We start from the raw sequence: 20,785 nt of genomic DNA on the forward strand, positions 1-20,785 counted from the left end.
CATGGCGTGGACCCGTGACGAAATGGCGGCCCGCGCTGCCCAGGAATTGACCGATGGCGCCTACGTGAACCTGGGCATCGGCCTGCCGACGCTGGTGGCCAACCACATTCCCGTAGGCGTGGACGTGTGGCTGCAGTCGGAAAACGGCCTGCTCGGCATTGGCCCGTTCCCCACCGACGCTGAAGTCGACGCCGACCTGATCAATGCCGGCAAGCAGACCGTGACCGCGCGGGCTGGTGCCAGCTATTTCGGCAGCCACGACAGCTTCGCGATGATCCGCGGTGGCCACGTCAACCTGGCCATCCTTGGCGCCATGCAGGTGACGGCCAAGGGCGACCTGGCCAACTGGATGGTGCCCGGCAAGATGGTCAAGGGCATGGGCGGTGCGATGGACCTGGTGGCCGGCGTGCAGCGCGTGGTGGTGCTGATGGAACACACCGCCAGGAACGGCGAGCACAAGATCCTGTCCGAATGCACGCTGCCGTTGACCGGCGTCGGTGTGGTCGACCGCATCATCACCGACCTGGCCGTGTTCGACGTGACCGACAAGGGGCTGCTGCTGGTGGAAGCGGCACCGGGTGTCAGCGATGACGAACTGAAGGAAAAGACCGGCGTCGCGTTCCAGCGCGCCTGATGTTTCCAGGGCGGCCAAACGCCGCCCTGTTCCTTGAGGGGCCGCCATGTTGTTCCCCCACGACCTGCCCGATGCCGATGTCCAGCACCTGCCGGGCTGGATGGCTGCGGCCGAGGCGGATCGGCTCATGTCCGTGCTGCAGGCCGACGTGCCGTGGGACGTGCACCGCATCCGCATGTTCGGCCGCTGGGTGGACTCACCGCGGCTGAGCTGCTGGATAGGCGACCCGCAGGCCCGCTACCGTTATTCCGGCGCCGAGTTCGTTCCACATCCATGGCTGCCCGTGCTGCAGGCCCTGCGTGAGCACCTGCAGGCCGGGAACATCGGTCGGTTCAACAGCGTGCTGCTGAACCGTTATCGCGATGGCAGTGACTCCATGGGATGGCACAGTGACGATGAGCCGGAGCTGGGGCCGTCACCGGTGATTGCTTCGCTGAGCCTGGGCACCGCTCGTCGCTTCCTGCTGCGCCGTCGCGATGAGCCAGCGCGCAGGGCCGAATTCGTGCTGGACCACGGAGACCTGCTGCTGATGCGCGGGCAGACCCAGCGCTTCTACCAGCACGCGCTTCCGAAGTCAGCGCGGATCCGGGAGGAGCGGATCAACCTGACGTTCCGCTGGATCCATTCCCCCGGAGCGGGCGATCGTAGCAGGACCTAGCGGCGGACCAGGTCGATGGCGGCTGTCAGCAGGCCGCGCCCGAAGTACCCGTAGTTGCCGGACAACAGCTCTGCCATCACTGCGGGAATGCGGCGCAGGCGTGCTGGCCCCAGGCGGGTGCGCACCGTCAGGTGCCGTTGCTTCCGCTCGATCCATTCGAGGCGTGATCCGGGCAGGCCCAGTGCGCGTGCGCGTACCAGCAGCTGCTCGCACTGCAGTCGTTCGACTTCCAGCTGGCGTTCCCGCCTCACCTCGCGCGAGACACCATCCTGGTCGCCGAGCCCCACCTGGTTGTTGCCGTGCAGGCGGTAGCCGATCAGCGGATCGGGCAGGCTGTCGATGTTCCCTCGCATGGCTGCCAGCATGCTGATCCAGGCGTCGTGGACCCAGCCCGAAGCAGGTAGAGGCAGCGCATCGTCCAGCACCCGGCGACGCAGCGCCATCGCGGCTCCTGTCATCAGCGGCCGCTTCAGCAACAGCTCGAAGCCGTGGCCTGCATGCATCCGCGCGTGCTCTGACGGTCGGTAGCCCAACGCGGAAAACAATCGTTTGGACAGCATCCGGCCGCTTCCGTCAATCAACTCTGCATCGCTGTGCAGCGCCAGCAGTTCAGGGCGGGCATCGAACTCGGCGCAGAAACGCTGCAGCTTGTCCGGATACCAGACGTCATCCTGGTCGCACAGGAAAACGAGGTCGCCGCTACAGGCGCGGAGCGCGCCATCGAAGTTCTGCCGATAGCCGACGTTGCGCGAATTCACCTGCAGGTCCACCGCGATGCCCAGCGCCTCTGCACGAGGCACGAATGCACGCAGCAACGCCAGGGTACCGTCGGAGGATGCATCGTCGCGGATGACGAGCTGATCCGGATGGCGCGTCTGCGCCAGCAGGCTGTCCAGCTGCTCCTGCAGGAAGCGCTCGCCGTTGTACGTGCAGACGGCGATGGAAACGGACGAGGTCATCGGGAGGCGGTGCGGCGGGGATGCGTCGAGTATCGCATGCCCCCGTCCGGACCCTCCCGCCCTCCGTAGCGAGCGGGCCTGCCGTTGATCAGCGCAGGACGCCTGGCTGGTCGGCCTGTCCGCTCACCAGCGTCCAGCCGACCACATCCTGCGCCAGCTGCTGCAGGCCGCGTTCGAAGGCGGCAGTGACCGCCGGAACGTCGGTGCTGCCGACCGGCTGCGCCTGGCGGAAGGTGCGGTCGGCGACCACGCGCTGGTCGGCGACGTGGATCAGCTTGGCATTGACCTCGATGACCACGGTGGGCGTGGCCTGGCCCTGGTAATCCGATTCGAAGCGGCGCACGTCGGTGGACAGCTTGTAGTCGGCACGGATGCCCGCGCTGCTGCGCGCCACGCCGCGGATGCGGCCGGAGTCCTCGAAGCCACGCAGCAGGGTGTCCTCGATCATGTCGGTGGCCGGCTGTGCCCAGCTGGCGCCCTTGTAGATCTCCATCTGCGACGGCGTCGGGCGCACGTTGATGCGCGGGCTGTCGACCATGCGCGCGGCGCTGGGCTTGGCCAGTACCAGCTGCCAGCTGGCCTGCGGCCACGCGGGATCGGCCTTCACCTGCACGGCCGGCGAGTACAGGGTCACTGCGGTTTTCTCGCTGCTGCCAAGGATGGAGCAGCCGCCCAGCAGGGTGACCATCGAGGCGGCCAGCAGCAGGCGCGGAAGGGTGGTCGTGCTCATTTGGGTTCGAACTCCTTCGGTGCGTCGCGGCCCAGCAGGTAGCGCGCGGGGTTGTTCTCGAGGCGGTCGCTGACCCGGCGCAGGTCGCGGATCAGGCCACGCAGCTCGGTCAGCGTCGGGCCAAGCTGGCCGAGGCCGTCGTTGGCGAAGCTGTTGATCGCCGCGCGGTTCTCGCCCAGGATCGAATCGGCATTGCCGGCGGCCGAGTCGAGCTTGCCCAGCGTGGCGTCGAGCTTGTCGATGATGCCCGGCAGCTGCTGCACCAGGTTCTTGTCCAGGCGCTCGATGGTGCCGTTGGTGGTCTTCAGCGTGGTGTCCAGGCTGCGTGCGGCATCGCGCGCGCTGAGCAGCAGTGCCTGGGTGCCCTGGTCGCGATCGGCCAGGCCACCACTGATCGTTTCAAGATTGGCCAGCGTTGCATTGATCGAAGCGACGTTGCGGTCGCTGAGGATCTGGTCCATGCGCTCGACGATGCGGTTGGCCACGTCGGTGATGTTCTGCAGCGCCGAGGGCGTGGTCGGGATGATCGGTGCCGGGTCCTTGTTGACCGTGGTCAGCGCCGGCGACTGCGGCGTACCGCCGCTGAGCTGGATGATCGACGGGCCGGTGAGGCTGGTGATCGCCAGCTTGGCGCGGGTATCGGTCTTGACCGGCGTGGTCGAGTTCAGGCGGATGCGTGCGACCACCTGGCGCGGATCGTCCGGCACCAGGTTCAGTTCGGTGATCGAACCGACCGCGATGCCGTTGTATTGCACCGGGCTGCCCACCGACAGGCCGGTCACCGCCTCGCGGAACACCACGCGGTATTCCTGCCAGGTACGGTCGGAGGAGTACTTGGCGGCCCACAGGCCGAAGGCCAGCAGGGCCAGGCCGGTGATCAGGGTGAACGCGCCGATCAGCACGTAGTTGGCTTTGGTTTCCATGGCTCAGGCACTCTCGATCTGTTCGCCGCGCGCGGCACGCGCACGCGGTCCGTGGAAGTATTCCTGGATCCACGGATGATCCAGTTTCTCGATTTCCGGCAACGGTGCATTGGCCACCACCTTGCGGTCGGCCAGCACGGCAACGCGGTCGCAGATGGCGTACAGCGTGTCCAGGTCGTGGGTGATCAGGAACACGGTCAGCCCCAGCGCTTCCTGCAGGGTCTTGATCAGGCGGTCGAACGCGGCCGCGCCGATCGGGTCGAGGCCGGCGGTGGGTTCGTCCAGGAACAGCAGCGGCGGATCCAGCGCCAGGGCGCGCGCCAGGCCGGCGCGCTTGCGCATGCCGCCGGACAGCTGCGACGGCAGCTTGTTGATCGCGTCGGCGGGCAGGCCGGCCAGCTTCACCTTCAGCAGTGCCAGTTCGTAGTGCCAGCGCTCGGGCAGCTCACGATGGTGCTCCTTCAGCGGTACCTGCACGTTCTCGCCCACGGTCAGCGAGGAGAACAGGGCGCCGTCCTGGAACAGCACGCCGGTGTTGCGCTCGATGTGCAGGCGGCTTTCGGGATCGTCGGCACGTGCGTCGCGGCCCAGCACTTCGATCTGGCCTTCGTCGGGCGTGCGCAGGCCGAGGATCGAGCGCATCAGCACCGACTTGCCGGTACCGGAGCCGCCGACCACGCCCAGGATCTCGCCGCGGCGCACGTCCAGGTCCAGGTCCTCATGCACGGTCTGGCTGCCGAAGCGGTTGACCAGGCCGCGCACGCGGATCGCCAGTTCATGGCCCTGGTCGTCACGCATGTCGAGGATTTCGGGGCGGGCGGATGTGCTCATGTCACCAGTCCATGTGCATGAACCACAACGCCGCGAAGGCGTCGATGATGATCACCAGCGAGATCGTCTGCACCACGCTGGAGGTGGTGCGTTCGCCGACCGACTGCGCGGTGCCTTCCACCTTCAGTCCTTCCAGGCAGCCGATCAGGCCGATCACCAGCGCGAACACCGGCGCCTTCGACAGGCCGACCAGCATGTGCCGCACTTCCATCGTCTCGTGCATGCGCGCGATGTACATCTGTGGCGGGATGTCCAGGTCGAATGCGCCGACGGTGATGCCGCCGGCAAGGCCGGCAACCATGGCAATGAAGGTCAGCAGCGGCAGGGTCACCAGCAGCGCCAGCAAGCGGGGCAGCACCAGCAGGTCGACCGGGTCCAGCCCCAGCGTACGCATCGCATCGATCTCCTCGCGCGCCTTCATCGCGCCAATCTGCGCGGTGAAGGCACTGGCGGTGCGGCCGGCCAGCACGATGGCGGTCAGCAGCACGGCGAACTCGCGCAGGAAGGCGATGTTGACCAGCTCGACGACGTAGATCTCGGCGCCGAAATCGCGAAGGATGGTCGAGCCGAGGAAGGCGATCACCGCGCCGACCAGATAGGACAGCAGCGCCACCAGCGGTACCGCATCCAGCCCGACCTGTTCCATCTGGTGCACGGTGGCGGTCAGGCGGAAGCGGCGGGGTTCCTTGACCAGGCGCGCGGCCTTGACCAGGTTCTCGCCGAGGAAACTGCACAGCGCCTTGATGTTGTGGCCGGTGGCATGGACGCTGACACCCAGTCGCTCCAGTGCCGCCAGCACGCCGAAGTCGCGCTTGGGCCTGGGCCGGTCGTCGGCGACCTCTTCGATGGTGCAGACCAGCGCCTGATGGTCCTGGCGGAACTGCAGCGCGTCTTCGCCGAGGTCGGCGCGGTGGGCCACGCGCAGTACCTGCAGCACGCCGGCCGAATCCATCTGCTCGATGCCGGTGGCATCGATGCCGGTCAGCTTTTCGGGAACGCCACGCAGGACTTCGGCCGCGGCCAGCGCGGTTTTCAGGGTCCAGGTGCCGGACAGGCGGATCAGGCCCGGGTCATGGGCGTCCTGTTCGAGCTGGGGGGCGAGGTTCGGGGTCACTTGGGCCATTCGGGTCGCAGCATAACCGGTCTGTCTTGGGCATCGCGTCGAACTCGGATGAATTTCTCCGGTAAGGCCCGGCCTAGGTAATACTACGTCGCATGTCCGCAGACGCTCACACGATCCCCACGCCCCAGGCCACCTACGCGCAGCGCGTGGCCTTCGTTTCCGAGATCGCCGGACGCCTGCACAGCTACGGCACCACGGCCCAGCGCCTGGAAACGGCAGTCGTGGCACTGGCCCGCCAGCTCGATCTGGATTGTGAACCGTGGTCGAATCCCACCGGTATCATCCTCAGCTTCAGCGACCCGGCGCAGGCGATCGGCTCCAGCGACATCACCCGCGTGATCCGGCTGGCGCCCGGCGAGAACGACCTGCACAAGCTCAGCGTCGCCGACCATATCGCCGAGGAAGTGTCCAACGGGCGGATGAGCATCGCCCAGGGCCACACTGCACTGCGCCAGCTGGACAAGGATCCGGGCCGTCGCGGCAAGCTGCGCACCATCCTGTCGTTCAGCCTCGGCGCGGCCGGCGTGGCCGGCATGTGGAAGCTGCCGTGGCTGGACATTGCCACCGCCGGTGTCATCGGCCTGATGATCGGCCTGCTCGGCATGGTCACCGACCGTCGCCCGGCCACCCGCGAGGCGGCCGAAGCACTGGCCGCACTGCTGGCGGGCCTGGTCGCCACCCTGGTGGCGTCGTTCATCGGCGCGCTCAACCTCAACACGGTGATCATCGCCTCGCTGGTGGTGCTGCTGCCGGGCATGTCGCTCACCAATGCAGTCAATGAACTGGCCAGCCAGCACTGGGTATCGGGCACCGCGCGCTTCGCCGGTGCACTGACCACCATCATGAAGCTCAGCGTCGGCGCGATGATCGCGGTGACCCTGGCCGATGTGCTTGGGCTGGACCCGGTGATCCGCGCGGCGCGGCCGCAGGGGCCGTGGGTGGAGTGGGGCTCGCTGCTGACCGCCGCGTTCGCGTTCGCGATGCTGTTCAAGGCCAACCGCCGCGATTACCCGTGGGTGATCGCGGCGTCGGTGGCCGGTTATGCGATTTCCAAGTTCGGTGGCCATGCCTGGGGGGCACCGGCGGGCATCTTCCTGTCGGCGATGCTGTTGACCGCGGGCGGCAATCTGTTCGGCCGCCTGGTCGGTCGCCCCGGCGCGATCATCCGCCTGCCGGGCATCATCATGATGGTGCCCGGCAGCACCAGCCTGCGTGGCGTGCTGACCCTGGTCCAGCAGCAGGACGTGGGTGCCGGCCAGGGCGTGTTCCTCACCGTGCTCAACGTGGTGATGGCGCTGGTCGCCGGCCTGCTGTTCGGCAACCTGCTGATGCCCGCGCGCAAAACCCTGTAATCGCCCTTCTGTGCTGCTTGCTGTGGGTGTGGACCGTTGCTCCACGCACCTCCCGGGAAATGAAAAACGCCGGCGTTCGCCGGCGTTTTTCATTGCTTCCCGATCTGGCCTCAGGCCTTCTTGATCAGGAAATCTTCCGGCTTCTTGCTGCCCTTGGCGGTCAGCTCGGCCATCCAGCGCGGCTGCTTGCCACGGCCGGTCCAGGTTTCCTTCGGGTTGGCCGGGTTGCGGTACTTCGGGGCGACCTTGCCCAGCTTGCGGCCAGCCGTCTTGGACGGCGCCTTGGTCGCAGTGGCGACCTTGCGGGCGCGCGGAGCGGGGGCGCCGCCGAACAGTTCCTCGATGGTGTAACCCTCGGTCTTGGCCAGCTTGGTCAGCTGGGCCCGTACCTTGGTGATCGGCCGGCGCTTGGCGACGATGGTCTGCTGCTTCTTCGCGGTGCGGATCAGGGCGCCCAGCTCTCGTGCCGACAGGCCGGTCAGGTCAATGCTCATTTACGGTTACTCCGGAAACTAATGTGTGGACGGGACGAGCCAGTCCATGGCGTCGCGGGACAGAATAAAGATGAATTAATCCAAGCACAAATGCAGGCGGGTCAGGGCTTGGCGGTATGCCGACTGCAGTGCGTCGATTTTGACCGGATTATGTCTGTTGCAGTATCGGGCGGTGGTTCGGGCGGCAAAAAAAGACCGGGGCATGCCCCGGTCTTTTCCTGATCAACCCTGCAGGCGCTGCAGCAGGGTGGCCTTGTCGAGGCTTTCCGCTTCGCTGGCGCGACGCGAGCGGTACTCGTAGGTACCGGCGGCCAGGCCGCGTTCGCTCACCACCACGCGGTGCGGGATACCGATCAGCTCCATGTCGGCGAACATCGCGCCCGGTCGCAGGCCGCGGTCGTCGAGCGCGGCATCCAGGCCTGCATCGCGCAGCTCCTGCAGCAGGCTGGCAGCGGCGTCGGCGACGGCGGCGTCGCCCTTCGGGTTGATCACGCACACCACCACCTGCCACGGCGCCATCGCGTCCGGCCAGATGATGCCGGCCTCGTCATGGTTCTGTTCGATCGCGGCAGCAACCACGCGCGAGATGCCGATGCCATAGCAGCCCATCGCCATCACCGCCGCCTTGCCGTTCTCGTCCAGCACGGTGGCGTCCAGCGCCTTGGCATACGTGCGGCCGAGCTGGAACACGTGGCCGACTTCGATGCCACGGGCGATCTTCAGTTCGCCGCCGTCCAGCGCGCGGTCACCGGCACGCACGTTGCGGATGTCGGCCACTTCCGGCTCCGCCAGGTCACGGCCCCAGTTGACGCCGGCCAGGTGGAAGCCGGCTTCGTTGGCACCGACGACGAAGTCGGACATCGCCGCCACTTCGCGATCGGCGACCACGCGGATGGCCTTGGCCGGCGCGACCGGGCCGAGGAAGCCCGGCACGCTGCCGAGGTGCTCGGCGATTTCCGCCTCGCTGGCGAAACGCTGCTCAGCCAGGCCGGCAACCTTGGCCAGCTTGATCTCGTTGACCTCATGATCGCCGCGCACCAGCGCCAGCACGAACTGCTGCGCTTCGCCTTCGCCGGCGATCAGTGCCACCGACTTCACGGTGCGCTGCAGGTCGATGCCAAGCAGGGCTGCAACGTCCTCGCAGGTCTTCTGGGTGGGCGTATCGACCTTGCGCAGGGCTTCGCCGGCGGCCGCACGCGGCGCCGGATCGGCAGCGATCGCCGCTTCCATGTTCGCTGCGTAGTCCGAACCGGTGGAGAACACCAGCGCGTCCTCGCCGGAATCGGCGATCACGTGGAATTCCTGCGAGGCATCACCGCCGATGGCACCGGAGTCGGCCTGCACCATGCGGAAATCCAGGCCGAGGCGGGTGAAGATGCGGCTGTAGGCCGACTTCATGTTCTCGTACTCGCGCACCAGGCATTCGTCATGCAGGTGGAACGAATAGGCATCCTTCATCAGGAACTCGCGCGAACGCATCACGCCGAAGCGCGGACGGATCTCGTCGCGGAACTTGGTCTGCACCTGGTAGAAGTTGACCGGCAGCTGCTTGTAGCTGGACAGCTCGCTGCGCGCGAAGTCGCAGGCGGCTTCTTCGGCGGTCGGGCTGTAGCAGAACACCTGGTCCTTGCGATCCTTGATCTTCAGCAGCTGCGGGCCGAACTTCTGCCAGCGCCCGGTCTGCTCCCACAGTTCCTTCGGCTGGATGGTCGGGATCTGGAATTCCACGGCGCCGGCGCGGTCCATTTCCTCGCGGACGATGCGTTCAACCTTGCGCAGCACGCGCAGGCCCAGCGGCGACCAGGTGTACAGGCCCGATGCCAGCTTGCGGATCATGCCCGCACGCAGCATCAGCCGGTGGCTGGTCAGCTCGGCGTCGCTGGGGGTTTCCTTGGTGGTGTGCAGGTGGAACTGGGAGAGGCGCATCGTCGGCTTCGGATAACGGCAGAGACGCCTATTCTGCCAGCCCGGCCGGGGGGAGGGGTATCGGCAGGGCTGCGCCCTGCACCTGCTTCAAGCCAGGGCAACAGCAAAAGCAAGAGCAAGAGCAGGTTTCCTTGGGGATGGCGGGGTGGGTCCGGTTGCGGGGGACGCCGTAAATACGTCCATGTAGGCTCGGTCGCCGCATCCATGCGGCTCACGCCCCCGCAACCGGACCCACCCCGCCTTCGACAGTTTCCTGCGAGCTGTCGGAACAGCTCGTGGGGTCCGATCCGTTTTCCGCAGGAAAACGGATCTGACCCCGGAATTCCATTCGATATCTGACAGATTTCATCCACGCATGGCGTGGATCTACTGACCGTCACTAGCGGTCTCTCAGGGGCGGGGCGGTGTGGGGTGGCAGGACCGTTGGCGCCATGGATGGCGCCATCGAGCCCCCATGGATGGGTTTACGGCGTGTCCTGCCAGCCCACACCGCCCCGCCAAACGCACAGAAAGCCCAGAGCCGGCTGTTGCGCTTGCTGTTGCCTCTGCGGGTGCAGGGCTGCAAGCCCTGCCGATACCCTCACTGTGCTGGGCAGTAGGCCTTGATGGCCGCGTCGGCCAGCCCCTTCTGCGCCGTGCGCTGCTCCGGGGTCAGCGCGGTATCGGGCTTGCCGTCGCCATTGGTGTCCTGCATCACCTGGCCGGACCCCTCCAGCAGGGTCAGGTTGGCGCGGGCGGTGCTGCACTGCTCCGGCACCGGCGCGGCCGGGGTTTCGGTACTGGCTGCGGCCTGTGGGTTGCGGGCCTGCTCGCGGGTCTCGAATTTCTTGCCCGCGGGCGGGGTCTCCGAGTACTGGGTCACGCCATTGGCGTCCTTCCACTTGTAGACCGGACCGGCCACGGCGTGGGCACTGGCCAACAGCAGCAGGCATCCAAGGCAGGACAGGGCACGCATGGCAGACTCCGCAGAATGGGCGTAGAACGCCGATTGCAGCATTGGCACCGAGCACTGGCAAGTCGATTAAACTGGATTCCATGGACCCGATCACACCGCCGCCGCGTTCGCGCACGATTTACCTGCTGCCCAACCTGTTCACCACCGCCGGGCTGTTCGCCGGTTTCTACGCGATCATCGCCGCGGCCAACGGGGATTTCGTCAACGCCAGCATTGCCGTGTTCGTGGCGGCGGTGATGGATGGCTTGGACGGGCGCGTGGCGCGCCTGACCGGCACCAGCAGCGAATTCGGCGTGCAGTACGACTCACTGGCCGACCTGGTCAGCTTCGGCATGGCCCCGGCGCTGGTGATGTACCACTGGTCGCTGTCGTGGCTGAAGTTCGATGACCCGCTGCTCGGCCGCGTCGGCTGGGCCGTGGCCTTCCTGTATGCCGCCTGCGCGGCGCTGCGCCTGGCCCGCTTCAACACCCAGGTGGCGGTGGTCGACAAGCGCTGGTTCGTCGGCCTGGCCAGCCCGGCTGCGGCCGGTCTGATGATGTCCTTCGTCTGGGCCTTCGCCGATGGCAACCTGGGCTGGGACGGCAACCAGCTGCGCTATGTGGCGCTGGCCGTGACGATCATCGCGGCGCTGCTGATGGTCAGCCGCATCCGTTTCTGGAGCTTCAAGGGCGGTGCCGCCAAGGGCACCCGGTCTGATCGCGTCCCGTTCCTGGTGCTGGCGCTGGTGCCGGTGGCCATCGCCATCGCGGTCATCGATCTGCCGCGCGTGCTGTTCGCGGTAGGCATCCTGTATGCCTTGTCCGGCCCGGTGATGTGGGCCGTGCAGCGCCTGCGCAAGAAGCCTGAGGCGGCGTGAGCCAGGACCTGCCCGTGCTGTGGTCTCCGGCCCAGCAGGCCTGGCTGCAGGCCATGGGCTACACCGTCTACCACGACGGCCAGCTGGCCGCCGAGCTGGATGCCGCGCTGCAGCTGAGCGTGGCCGAAGCCGAGGCGGCCGCCGTGCCGCCGACGCAGCCGGCACGGGCAAGCGCGGCATCTTCGTCGGGCGAACGCCGCGCCGAGGCTGTGCCGTCGCCCGGTCTGCAACGCCCGGCGCCGCCCCGCCGCGAAACCCCGGTCAACGCACCCGATACCGCGCCGGCATCGGCGCGTCCGCTGCCGGCCGGCAATGCCCGGCAGCCCGTGGTGCGCCTGCCGGATCGCCTGCAGATCGCGCTGCTGCGTGCGTCCGGCTGCAATCCCAATGATCCGGCGACGCAGGCGCTGATGGACAGTTGGCCCCTGGACCAGCTGCGCCACGACCCGGCCGCCAAGCGCGCGCTGTGGCCGCAGCTGCGTGCGCTGCGCAAGCGGGGCGCGCCATGAGTGCGGTCAGCCAGCCCGGCCCGGTCAGCCTGCGCGCGTTGCGCGAGAGCGATCTCAATGCGGTGATGGCGATTGAAGTGCGCGGCTATCCGTTTCCATGGACCCGCGGCATCTTCGTTGACTGCCTGCGCGCGGGTTACCCGGGCTTGGCGATGGAGCGCGATGGCCTGCTGATCGGCTACGGCGTGCTCAGCATCGCCGCCGATGAGGCGCATGTCCTGAACGTCTGCATCGATCCGTCGACGCAGTCGCGGGGGCTCGGCCGCCAGTTGCTGCGTGCGCTGGTGCAGCTGGCCGGAGACCGCGGCGCGCAGCGCGTGTTCCTGGAAGTGCGGCCGTCCAATGCGCCCGCGCTGGCGCTGTACCACAGCGAAGGCTTCAACGAGATCGGCCGTCGCCCGCGCTACTACCCCGCCGCGCAGGGCCGCGAAGACGCGCTGGTGATGGCGATCGAGCTGGTCGACGGCGACCTGCAGGCGATGCCGCCGCTGTAGCGGAGAAGGGTTGCCGGCCAGCGGCCGGCACTACCGATGGGTCTCCGCTGTGATCGACACATCGCCTGCCGTGGTAGGTGCCAACCTTGGTTGGCACGCTCTGCTCACGCCAACCGCAACGCCAGCACGCCGCCCACGATGAGCGAAGCGGCCAGCCAGCGCACCCGCGGCACGTGTTCGCGCAGTACGAACACCGAGATCAGCAGCGCGAACAGGATCGAGGATTCGCGCAGCGCCGAAACCATCGCCACCGGCGCCTGGGTCATCGCCCACAGCGCCATCGCATACGAGGCGGTGGTGCCGACGCCGCCGGCCATGCCCAGCGGCCAGTGCTGGCGCGCATAGGCCAGCACCGCACCCCGCCGGGTGTACAGCGCCCACAGCGGCAATGGAATGCCCGACAGCAGGAACAACCACAGGGTGTAACTGAGCGCGCTGCCGGATTGGCGCGCACCCTGCGCATCGACCAGCGTGTAAGTGGCGATCATTGCGGCAGTCAGCAGTGGCAGCCGAAGCTGGCCGCCTCGTGCACCCAGTGCCATGCACAGGATGCCGGTGCTGACCAGCACCACGCCCAGCCACGCCACGGGCGGCAGACCTTCACCCAGCAGGGTGCCGGCCAGTGCGACCAGGATCGGCGCACTGCCACGCATCAGCGGATAGGCCAGGCTCATGTCGACCTGCTGATAACAGCGTGCGACCAGGCCGTAGTAAGTCACCTGCAGCAACACCGAGGCACCCAGCCACGGCCAGCTGTGCGCGGCAGGGAAGGGCAGGAACGGCAACGCGGTGGCCGACAGCAGCGCGGCGCTGCCGGTGACCAGCACGGTGCCGAGGAACTTGTCCGGCCCGCGCTTGACGATCGCATTCCAGCTGGCATGCAGTGCTGCGGCAGCGAGGACGAGCAGGAAGATGGAAAGCGGCATCCGCCGATGATGCCATGCGAGGCAAATGGAAACGCCGGGCATCGCCCGGCGTTTCCGATTCCGCTTCGGTGGGTGCCAACCTCTCCCGCCGTGGTAGGTGCCAACCTTGGTTGGCACGCACCAGAGCGCGGCGGTTACAGCTTCGCGCGCTGCTCGCGCAGGCCAGCCAGCTGGGTGTTCCAGTCCACCAGGCGCACGCGCTCCTGCTCGACCACGGCCGGCGGCACCTTGTCGGTGAACTTGGCCAGCTTGGTCTCGCTCTTCTCCTTTTCGGCGTCGACGCGGGCGATTTCCTTGTCCAGGCGCACGCGCTCGGCATCAAGATCGACCAGGCCTTCCAGCGGCACCAGCAGCTTCAGCTCACCGATGATCGCGGCGGCGGCAGCCGGTGCGCCTTCGCCTTCTGCCAGCCACTGGATGCTGTCCAGCTTCAGCAGGAACGACAGCGAGGCACTGAAGCGTTCGATGCGCACGCGGTCCTGCTCCAGCCCGGCCTGCAGGCGCAGCGGCACCAGCTTGGACGGCGCGACATTCAGTTCACTGCGCACGCGACGCACCGCACTGATCACCGCCTTCAGCCATTCCACGTCGGCCTCGGCCTGGGCGAAATCGCCTTCGAACTCGGCCGCGGTCGGGTACGGGCGCAGCGACAGCGTGGTCTCGGCCAGGCCCAGGCGCGGGGCCAGCTGCTGCCACAGCTGTTCGGTGATGAACGGAGTCAGCGGGTGCAGCAGGCGCAGCAGCGCTTCCAGCACGTACAGCAGGGTGTGGCGGGTGCTCTCGGCGTCGGCGGCGTCACCACCGTTCAGTGCCGGCTTGCTCAGTTCCAGGAACCAGTCGCAGAACGCGTTCCAGGCGAACTCGTACAGGCACTGTGCCAGCAGGTCGAAGCGGTAGGCGGCGAAATGGCCCTGCGCTTCGGCGGTGGTGGCGGCCAGGCGCGCCAGGATCCAGCGCTCGGCATCGGTGCGCGGCGTGGGCACGCCGCTGAACGCCGCGCCCTCGGTGTTCATCAGGGCGAAGCGGCTGGCGTTCCACAGCTTGTTGCAGAAGTTCTTGTAGCCCTCGGCGCGGTTCATGTCGAACTTGATGTCGCGGCCGTGGGTGGCCAGCGCGGCGATGGTGAAGCGCAGCGCATCGGCACCGTGGGCGGCGATGCCGTCCGGGAATTCCTTGCGGGTGGCCTTCTCGATCTTCTCCACCATCTTCGGCTGCATCAGGCCGCCGGTACGCTTGGCGACCAGGTCGTCGATGGTGATGCCGTCGATGATGTCCAGCGGATCGAGCACGTTGCCCTTGCTCTTGGACATCTTCTGGCCCTGGCCGTCGCGGATCAGGCCGGTGAAGTAGACGTCCTTGAACGGGATCTTCCCGACCAGGTTGTCGGTGGCCATGATCATGCGCGCCACCCAGAAGAAGATGATGTCGAAGCCGGTGATCAGCACCGACGACGGCAGGTAGCGGTCGAAGCCACGCTCGGCCATGGCCTGTTCGTTCGGCCAGCCCAGGGTGGAGAACGGCCACAGCTGCGAGGAGAACCAGGTCTCCAGCACGTCGCTTTCCTGGTTCAGCACCACATCGCTGCCGAGGTTGTGCTTGGCCCGCACCTCCGCTTCGCTGCGGCCGACGTAGCAGCTGCCGGTGGCGGCATCGAACCAGGCCGGGATGCGGTGGCCCCACCACAGCTGGCGGCTGATGCACCAGTCCTGGATGTTGTTCATCCAGTGGCGGTAGGTGTTGATCCAGTTCGGCGGCACGAAGGAAATGCTGCCGTCCTCGACCAGTTCCAGGCCACGCTTGGCCAGGTCGTCCATCTTCACGAACCACTGGTCGGTCAGGTACGGCTCGATCACCTGGCCGGTACGGTCGCCGCGCGGCACCTGCAGTTTGTGCGCCCTGGTCTCGACCAGGATGCCCAGGTCTTCCAGTTCGGCCAGCACGGCCTTGCGCGCTTCGTAGCGGTCCAGGCCCTGGAATCGTTCCGGGGCATTCTCATTCAGCGCCGCCACCGGGGTGAACAGGTTGATCATCGGCAGGCTGTGGCGCACGCCCACTTCGTAATCGTTGAAGTCGTGCGCCGGGGTGACCTTGACCACGCCGGTGCCGAACGCACGGTCGACGTAGTCGTCGGCGATCACCGGCACGCGGCGGCCGGTCAGCGGCAGCACCACGCTCTTGCCGATCAGGTGCGCATAGCGCTCGTCTTCCGGGTGCACCATCACCGCGGTATCACCCAGCAGGGTTTCCGGGCGGGTGGTGGCGACCACCAGGTAGTCGCGGGTCTCGCGCAGGGTTTCCACGCCGTCGGCATCGCGCTCGACGTGCTCGTAGCTCAGGCCTTCATCCAGCGTGTAGGCGATCGACCACAGGAAGCCGTCTTCCTCGGCGCTCTCCACTTCCAGGTCGGAAATCGCGGTCTTCAGCACCGGGTCCCAGTTGACCAGGCGCTGGCCACGGTAGATCAGACCCTGCTCGTACCAGCGCACGAAGGCTTCGTTGACCGCGGCCGACGGCTGCGGGTCCATGGTGAAGGTGCTGCGCGACCAGTCGGCGGAGGTGCCGAGGCGGCGCATCTGGCGCTCGATGGTGTCGCCGGACTGCTGCTTCCACTCCCAGACCTTGCCGATGAAGCCTTCGCGGCCCAGCGAATCGCGGGTCTCGCCCTTGCCTTCCAGCGCCAGGTTGCGGCTGACCACCATTTCGGTGGCGATGCCGGCATGGTCGGTACCGACCTGCCACAGCGTGTCGTAGCCGCGCATGCGGTGGTAGCGCACCAGCGCGTCCATCAGGGTCTGCTGGAAGGCATGGCCCATGTGCAGGGTGCCGGTCACGTTCGGCGGCGGCAGCAGGATGGTGTACGGCTCGCCCGTGCCGGACGGCTTGAAGTGGCCGGCCTTCTCCCAGGCCTCGTAGAGGTCGGTCTCGAAGGACTTCGGGTCGTAGCTGGAGGCGAGTTGGGTCATGCGGGGGAACCAGGAGGCAATCGTTGAAGGATCAGGGCACGGCGGCGGCCCATCAAGGGGGCCGGCGCGTGCTTACATGTCGTGCTTGTTCAGGTCGTAACCGGCGGCCTTGTACTGGCGCCAGCGTTCGCGCAGCGGTTCGCGCGCTTCCGGGTCGGCCGGGACCACCTCCAGCACGCGCTCGCACTGGCCCAGCCAGGGATCGTCGCGCAGGTTGATCACCAGCGGGCGGGCCGGGGCCTCGGTGCCGGGCACCGCGATCAGCACCAGGGCTTCTTCCTCGTCCATGTCCTCGCCGGCGATCTGGTGCGGGATGTAGGCGTCGTCATCGAACGCCCACAGCAGTTCGTCCAGTTCCTCGGCCTGGGCCTGGTCACGGGCCAGCACCAGGGTGAACAACCCGGCGTCGTTGGCCTTGCGCGCCAGCTCGCAGACCAGGCGCAGCGGCTCGGTCAGGAAGCGGGGCTTGGCGATCAGGTAGAAGTCGGCGCGGGGCATGGCAGGGTCCGGGTCAGGCAGGGGCCCGGCGTTGCCGGGCGAGGCCCTGGCCGGCGGTGGCCGGCCAGGGTCGGGTACGGCATCAGGCGCGGGCGACCTGGTCCAGCAGCCACTGGCTCAGCAGGCCGACCGGGCGGCCGGTGGCCATGCCACGCTTGCCTTCATCGCTGGCCACGCCGGCGATGTCCAGGTGTGCCCAGCGCTGGCCTTCGGCGAAGCGCGACAGGAAGCAGCCGGCGGTGATCGCACCGGCCCAGCGGCCGCCGATGTTGTAGACGTCGGCAAAGGTCGAATCCAGCATCGGCTGGTACTCGTCCCACAGCGGCAGGCGCCAGGCGCGGTCGAACACGTGTTCGCCGGCGGCCAGCAGCTCGTTGGCGAGGTCGTCGTGCTTGCTCATCAGGCCAGCGGTCTGATGGCCCAGGGCGACCATGCAGGCACCGGTCAGGGTGGCGACGTCGACCAGCGCGGCCGGCTCGAAACGCTGCGCATAGGTCAGCGCGTCACACAGGATCAGGCGGCCTTCGGCGTCGGTATTGCCGACTTCGATGGTCTTGCCCGACATCGAGGTGATCACGTCGGACGGACGGTAGGCGTTGCCGTCGATGGCGTTTTCCACCGCGGGGACCACCACCACCAGGTTCAGCGGCAGCTTGGCCTTGACCGCGGCGACGAAGGTGCCGATGACGTTGGCGCCACCGCACATGTCGTACTTCATCTCCTCGATGCCGCCCTGGGTCTTCAGGTTGACGCCACCGGTATCGAAGGTGATGCCCTTGCCGACCAGCACGTACGGCTTGGCGTCGCCGGCGCCGGTCCACTTCAGCACGACCAGGCGCGGGCGGTTGGCCGAACCACGGGCCACGGCCAGCAGCGAGCCCATGCCCAGCGCTTCCATCTGGGTCTCATCCAGGATCTCGGCCTCGGCGCCGTCGTGCTCGCCGGCAAACTTCACGCCCACTTCGGCCAGGTAGGCCGGGGTGCAGTAGTTCGGCGGCAGGTTGCCCAGTTCGCGGGCGAACTCGACACCGGCGGCGATGGCCTGGCCCTGGGCCAGGGCCTGGGCGTCGTCACCGGCAATGGCCAGCTGCGCCAGGCCGGCATCGTCGGCCTTCTTCTTGCCCAGGGTGGCGGTGTAGCGGTAAGCCGCGTGATCGGCGGCGATCACGGCCTGGCGGATCGCCCAGGCGGCGTCGCGGTCCTTCACCGCCACTTCGGACAGGGTGAACAGCGCACTGCGGGTGGCACCGGCCTTCAGCGCGCGCACGGCGTCGCCGACGGCCTTCAGGTACTGGGGCACGCCGAAACGGGCCGCCTCACCGAGGCCGACCACCAGCACGCGCGGGGCCGACACCCCCGGCAGGTCGTGCAGCAGGGTGGTGGCGCCGGTCTTGCCGGACAGATCGCCGCGCTGGGCCAGGGCGGCCAGGCGACCGCCGCTGGCGGCGTCCAGTGCCTTTGCGGCCGGAGTCAGGGTATGGTCGGCATACGCGCCGACCACCAGGCAATCAACGGTGGCGGCGGCCGGAGCAACGTGGTTCAGGGTGAATTCGAGGGCCATTGAGCAGATTCCATTGGCAAGTCCGTACAATCGCGGACCGTTTACGCCCAGACAGTAGACTGGGCGGCACCGCGAACGAACCCCAGAGTTTAAACCACCGCCCCATGTTGAAGCTCGACCGATACCTGCTGGGCGATTTCGTCCAGAGTTTCCTCGCTACCCTGATCGTCCTGCTCGTGGTCAGCGTGGGCGGCGTCCTGGTGGACATCCTCGGCAACATTGCCGACGGACGCCTGCCGGCCAAGCTGCTGTTCTCGCAGCTGGGCCTGCAGTTCATCGCCTACCTGCCGCTGATCCTCCCGCTGGCACTGATGCTGGGCCTGCTGCTGGCCATCGCCCGCCTGTACCGCGACTCGGAAATGGCGGTGATCACCGCCATTGGCGTCGGCCCCAAGCGCCTGCTGCGGCCGCTGCTGATGCTGGTGGTGCCGGTGGTGCTGCTGGTCGGTGCCTGCTCGCTGTGGCTGGGCCCGTGGGCCGGCCGGGTGGCCGAGCAGATGATCATCGAGGCCAACCGCAGCGTGCTGATGGCCGGCCTGGAGCCTGGCCGGTTCACCCCGCTGCCCAATGGGGGCGTGGTTTACCTGTCTTCGATCTCGGCTGACGGCACCGAGCTGGGCAAGGTGTTCATGCAGCGGCAGAAGGACGACCGCATCGAGGTGGTGTCCGCCGCAGGTGGCCGGATGTTCTTTGAAGGTGCCCGCCAGCGCTTCCTCGAGCTGGACGACGGGCACCAGGTGGAAGGCCCGGCCGTAGGCGGGCTGGATTACCGCCTGGCCACCTTCGCCCGCAACGATGTGGCCCTGCCGGATGGCGCGCAGACCCGGACCGAGGATGATCCGGAACTGATGCCGACCCTGCAGCTGATCGGCGATGGGCGCCCGCAGGCGCAGGCCCAGCTGCACCGCCGCCTGGCGCCGCCGCTGATCGCACTGGCCTTTGCCCTGCTGACCGTACCGCTGGGCCGCAGCTCGCCGCGCCAGCAGCGCTACGGGCGGATGATGCTGGCCCTGATGGCCTACATGGTGGGGACCAACCTGATGTTCATCGGCAGTGGCTGGATCGCCACCGGCAAGATACCGGCCGCGCTCGGCCTGTGGTGGTTGACCCTGCCGCTGCTGGCGCTGTCGATCTGGATGTATGCACGTGATGGCCGCCTGGGCCGACCGAAGGGAGCCCGCGCATGAGGCTGCGCCCGATGCGTTTCGACCTGTACCTGGGCCGGACGGTGTTCACCACGGTGCTGCTGACCTGGGCGGTGCTGGTGGGCCTGGACGTGGTGATGGCCTTCTCCGGCGAGTTCAAGGACATCGGCAAGAACGGCTACACGCTGGGACACGCGGCGGCCTGGGTGCTGTACACCGTGCCGCGCCGGGCCTACACGATGTTCCCCACGGCTGCGGTGATCGGCGCGCTGATGGGCCTGGGCCAGCTGGCCGCGACCTCGGAACTGACCGCGCTGCGCGCGTTGGGCCTGTCGCGCAGGCGGTTGAGCGTGTCGGTGGCGATCGCGCTGTCACTGCTGACCGCCGTGATGGTGTTCAGCGCCGAGACGCTGGGACCGTGGGGCCAGGACCGCGCCGATGCGCTGAAGGCCAGCGCCAAGTGGGGCCGGGACATCGCCACCACCCGTTACGCGGGCCTGTGGGCACGTGAGGGCGACACCTTCCTCAGCGCTGCCGGCGGCGAGGAGCAGCTGGTGGGCGACAAGGGCACGCGGTTGATCCTGCGTGAGGTGCGCCTGTATCGCATCGCCGAGGATGGACGGATCGCCTCGATCACCCATGCCGCCACCGCCGAGCATGACCGTGACGGCTGGGTGCTGACCAGCGTGAGCCGCGATACGTTCGGCGAGCGCTCGGCCACGCGCCAGGAAGTGGCACGGGAGCCGTGGAATTCCCGCCTGGATGCCGGCGCGCTGGCCGCGGGGATCGCCAAGCCGCGCAACCTGAGGATCACCGAGTTGCGGGCCAGCATCGAGTACCGCGAACGCAACGGCCTGGATGCCCGTGATTTCGAGGATATCTACTGGAGCCGCTGGTTCTACCCGTTGAACGTGCTGGCGCTGTGCCTGGCCGCGGTGCCGTTCGCGTTCGGTTCGCTACGCAGCGGCGGCATGGGCAAGCGCCTGTTCCTGGGCATCCTGTTCGCACTGGGCTTCTGGCTGCTGCAGCTGTTCTTCGGCCGCATGGCCGGCGCGCTGAAGTTCGACTACCGCATTGCCTATGCGTTGCCGCCGATCGTGATGCTGGCGGTGTCCGGATTGCTGTTCCGGCGCAAGTCGGGCTGAGTGATGCAGCGCCGGGCGTGGCCCGGCTGCTTTCTGAGCTCCGCGCGTGAGTCGAGCACGGCTCGACTCTACACAGAAGGCAGTCGAGCATGGCTCGACGCT

20 protein-coding genes are annotated in these 20,785 nt (G+C 67.6%); 8 read left to right on the forward strand and 12 right to left on the reverse strand.

From position 1 onward, the window contains the following. Window position 1: 1 nt before the first annotated feature. Entirely contained in the window at window positions 2-634 is a 633-nt protein-coding gene (locus tag K5L94_RS02650; RefSeq protein WP_053448734.1) for a CoA transferase subunit B, read from the forward strand. 46 nt (window positions 635-680) lie between these two features. Beyond that, window positions 681-1,292, forward strand: coding sequence for an alpha-ketoglutarate-dependent dioxygenase AlkB family protein (locus K5L94_RS02655; protein WP_180878780.1), 612 nt, complete (start codon window positions 681-683; stop codon window positions 1,290-1,292). Here K5L94_RS02655 and K5L94_RS02660 read toward each other — a convergent pair. From K5L94_RS02660 to K5L94_RS02680, 5 genes are all read right to left on the reverse strand, one after another. After that, complete coding sequence (locus K5L94_RS02660) at window positions 1,289-2,251, reverse strand: glycosyltransferase family 2 protein (RefSeq protein ID WP_053448736.1); 963 nt, start codon at window positions 2,249-2,251, stop codon at window positions 1,289-1,291. The two genes, K5L94_RS02655 and K5L94_RS02660, sit on opposite strands and share 4 nt — an antisense overlap. Window positions 2,252-2,339: 88 nt before the next feature. Beyond that, entirely contained in the window at window positions 2,340-2,981 is a 642-nt protein-coding gene (locus K5L94_RS02665; RefSeq protein WP_274511951.1) for an ABC-type transport auxiliary lipoprotein family protein, read from the reverse strand. Then, window positions 2,978-3,904: an MlaD family protein gene (locus K5L94_RS02670; RefSeq protein ID WP_004154114.1), complete on the reverse strand. Its 927-nt coding sequence runs from the start codon at window positions 3,902-3,904 to the stop codon at window positions 2,978-2,980. The genes K5L94_RS02665 and K5L94_RS02670 overlap by 4 nt, the downstream gene beginning before the upstream one ends. A gap of 3 nt (window positions 3,905-3,907) precedes the next feature. Next, the gene (locus K5L94_RS02675; protein ID WP_004154115.1) at window positions 3,908-4,735 is read right to left on the reverse strand and encodes an ABC transporter ATP-binding protein; all 828 of its coding nucleotides are present in this window, start codon (window positions 4,733-4,735) and stop codon (window positions 3,908-3,910) included. Between the two features lies 1 nt (window position 4,736). Beyond that, entirely contained in the window at window positions 4,737-5,858 is a 1,122-nt protein-coding gene (locus K5L94_RS02680; RefSeq protein ID WP_274511952.1) for an ABC transporter permease, read from the reverse strand. A 92-nt stretch (window positions 5,859-5,950) separates the two neighbouring features. On the opposite strand from K5L94_RS02680, the gene K5L94_RS02685 reads away from it, so the two are divergent. Continuing rightward, entirely contained in the window at window positions 5,951-7,210 is a 1,260-nt protein-coding gene (locus tag K5L94_RS02685) for a threonine/serine exporter family protein (RefSeq protein ID WP_053448738.1), read from the forward strand. 110 nt (window positions 7,211-7,320) lie between these two features. Here K5L94_RS02685 and K5L94_RS02690 read toward each other — a convergent pair whose 3' ends face one another. From K5L94_RS02690 to K5L94_RS02700, 3 genes are all read right to left on the reverse strand, one after another. Continuing rightward, window positions 7,321-7,704 carry an H-NS histone family protein gene (locus K5L94_RS02690; RefSeq protein WP_053448739.1) on the reverse strand — a complete coding sequence of 128 codons (384 nt, stop codon included), beginning with the start codon at window positions 7,702-7,704 and terminating at the stop codon, window positions 7,321-7,323. A 222-nt stretch (window positions 7,705-7,926) separates the two neighbouring features. Next, window positions 7,927-9,630 carry a proline--tRNA ligase gene (locus K5L94_RS02695; RefSeq protein WP_049458183.1) on the reverse strand — a complete coding sequence of 568 codons (1,704 nt, stop codon included), beginning with the start codon at window positions 9,628-9,630 and terminating at the stop codon, window positions 7,927-7,929. A 580-nt stretch (window positions 9,631-10,210) separates the two neighbouring features. After that, complete coding sequence (locus K5L94_RS02700) at window positions 10,211-10,585, reverse strand: DUF4124 domain-containing protein (protein ID WP_274511953.1); 375 nt, start codon at window positions 10,583-10,585, stop codon at window positions 10,211-10,213. A gap of 80 nt (window positions 10,586-10,665) precedes the next feature. Here K5L94_RS02700 and pssA point away from each other — a divergent pair, with 80 nt between their 5' ends. Genes pssA through rimI form a run of 3 tightly spaced genes read left to right on the forward strand, consistent with a single transcriptional unit; the run spans window position 10,666 to window position 12,445 of the window. Continuing rightward, on the forward strand, window positions 10,666-11,442 hold the full coding sequence (gene pssA / locus K5L94_RS02705) for a CDP-diacylglycerol--serine O-phosphatidyltransferase (protein WP_005415206.1): 777 nt from the start codon (window positions 10,666-10,668) through the stop codon (window positions 11,440-11,442). Further along, window positions 11,439-11,951 carry a hypothetical protein gene (locus K5L94_RS02710; RefSeq protein ID WP_164088008.1) on the forward strand — a complete coding sequence of 171 codons (513 nt, stop codon included), beginning with the start codon at window positions 11,439-11,441 and terminating at the stop codon, window positions 11,949-11,951. Before pssA ends, K5L94_RS02710 begins: the two co-directional genes overlap by 4 nt. Beyond that, on the forward strand, window positions 11,948-12,445 hold the full coding sequence (gene rimI, locus K5L94_RS02715; protein WP_053448741.1) for a ribosomal protein S18-alanine N-acetyltransferase: 498 nt from the start codon (window positions 11,948-11,950) through the stop codon (window positions 12,443-12,445). Before K5L94_RS02710 ends, rimI begins: the two co-directional genes overlap by 4 nt. 104 nt (window positions 12,446-12,549) lie before the next feature. On the opposite strand, the gene K5L94_RS02720 is transcribed toward rimI, so the two are convergent. From K5L94_RS02720 to K5L94_RS02735, 4 genes are all read right to left on the reverse strand, one after another. Then, on the reverse strand, window positions 12,550-13,371 hold the full coding sequence (locus K5L94_RS02720) for an EamA family transporter (RefSeq protein ID WP_274511954.1): 822 nt from the start codon (window positions 13,369-13,371) through the stop codon (window positions 12,550-12,552). A 134-nt stretch (window positions 13,372-13,505) separates the two neighbouring features. Then, complete coding sequence (locus K5L94_RS02725) at window positions 13,506-16,334, reverse strand: valine--tRNA ligase (protein ID WP_053448743.1); 2,829 nt, start codon at window positions 16,332-16,334, stop codon at window positions 13,506-13,508. 72 nt (window positions 16,335-16,406) lie between these two features. Next, complete coding sequence (locus tag K5L94_RS02730) at window positions 16,407-16,832, reverse strand: DNA polymerase III subunit chi (RefSeq protein ID WP_004154132.1); 426 nt, start codon at window positions 16,830-16,832, stop codon at window positions 16,407-16,409. An 82-nt stretch (window positions 16,833-16,914) separates the two neighbouring features. After that, the gene (locus tag K5L94_RS02735; protein ID WP_164088011.1) at window positions 16,915-18,393 is read right to left on the reverse strand and encodes a leucyl aminopeptidase; all 1,479 of its coding nucleotides are present in this window, start codon (window positions 18,391-18,393) and stop codon (window positions 16,915-16,917) included. Window positions 18,394-18,497: 104 nt separating this feature from the next. On the opposite strand from K5L94_RS02735, the gene lptF reads away from it, so the two are divergent. Next, entirely contained in the window at window positions 18,498-19,580 is a 1,083-nt protein-coding gene (gene lptF / locus K5L94_RS02740) for an LPS export ABC transporter permease LptF (RefSeq protein ID WP_053448745.1), read from the forward strand. Next, on the forward strand, window positions 19,577-20,683 hold the full coding sequence (lptG, locus tag K5L94_RS02745) for an LPS export ABC transporter permease LptG (RefSeq protein ID WP_053448746.1): 1,107 nt from the start codon (window positions 19,577-19,579) through the stop codon (window positions 20,681-20,683). Before lptF ends, lptG begins: the two co-directional genes overlap by 4 nt. Window positions 20,684-20,785 lie beyond the last annotated feature (102 nt).

Origin of the sequence: Stenotrophomonas forensis (assembly GCF_028752115.1) — a bacterium.
Lineage (GTDB): Bacteria > Pseudomonadota > Gammaproteobacteria > Xanthomonadales > Xanthomonadaceae > Stenotrophomonas > Stenotrophomonas forensis.

Coding starts and splice junctions, on each gene's coding strand:
- K5L94_RS02680 (WP_274511952.1), bottom strand. CDS start 5,858: ATGGCCCAAGTGACCCCGAACCTCGCCCCCCAGCTCGAACAGGACGCC.
- K5L94_RS02695 (WP_049458183.1), bottom strand. CDS start 9,630: ATGCGCCTCTCCCAGTTCCACCTGCACACCACCAAGGAAACCCCCAGC.
- K5L94_RS02700 (WP_274511953.1), bottom strand. CDS start 10,585: ATGCGTGCCCTGTCCTGCCTTGGATGCCTGCTGCTGTTGGCCAGTGCC.
- lptF (WP_053448745.1), top strand. CDS start 18,498: ATGTTGAAGCTCGACCGATACCTGCTGGGCGATTTCGTCCAGAGTTTC.
- K5L94_RS02655 (WP_180878780.1), top strand. CDS start 681: ATGTTGTTCCCCCACGACCTGCCCGATGCCGATGTCCAGCACCTGCCG.
- K5L94_RS02685 (WP_053448738.1), top strand. CDS start 5,951: ATGTCCGCAGACGCTCACACGATCCCCACGCCCCAGGCCACCTACGCG.
- K5L94_RS02720 (WP_274511954.1), bottom strand. CDS start 13,371: ATGCCGCTTTCCATCTTCCTGCTCGTCCTCGCTGCCGCAGCACTGCAT.
- pssA (WP_005415206.1), top strand. CDS start 10,666: ATGGACCCGATCACACCGCCGCCGCGTTCGCGCACGATTTACCTGCTG.
- K5L94_RS02690 (WP_053448739.1), bottom strand. CDS start 7,704: ATGAGCATTGACCTGACCGGCCTGTCGGCACGAGAGCTGGGCGCCCTG.
- lptG (WP_053448746.1), top strand. CDS start 19,577: ATGAGGCTGCGCCCGATGCGTTTCGACCTGTACCTGGGCCGGACGGTG.
- K5L94_RS02725 (WP_053448743.1), bottom strand. CDS start 16,334: ATGACCCAACTCGCCTCCAGCTACGACCCGAAGTCCTTCGAGACCGAC.
- K5L94_RS02735 (WP_164088011.1), bottom strand. CDS start 18,393: ATGGCCCTCGAATTCACCCTGAACCACGTTGCTCCGGCCGCCGCCACC.
- K5L94_RS02730 (WP_004154132.1), bottom strand. CDS start 16,832: ATGCCCCGCGCCGACTTCTACCTGATCGCCAAGCCCCGCTTCCTGACC.
- K5L94_RS02670 (WP_004154114.1), bottom strand. CDS start 3,904: ATGGAAACCAAAGCCAACTACGTGCTGATCGGCGCGTTCACCCTGATC.
- K5L94_RS02675 (WP_004154115.1), bottom strand. CDS start 4,735: ATGAGCACATCCGCCCGCCCCGAAATCCTCGACATGCGTGACGACCAG.
- K5L94_RS02660 (WP_053448736.1), bottom strand. CDS start 2,251: ATGACCTCGTCCGTTTCCATCGCCGTCTGCACGTACAACGGCGAGCGC.
- K5L94_RS02650 (WP_053448734.1), top strand. CDS start 2: ATGGCGTGGACCCGTGACGAAATGGCGGCCCGCGCTGCCCAGGAATTG.
- K5L94_RS02665 (WP_274511951.1), bottom strand. CDS start 2,981: ATGAGCACGACCACCCTTCCGCGCCTGCTGCTGGCCGCCTCGATGGTC.
- rimI (WP_053448741.1), top strand. CDS start 11,948: ATGAGTGCGGTCAGCCAGCCCGGCCCGGTCAGCCTGCGCGCGTTGCGC.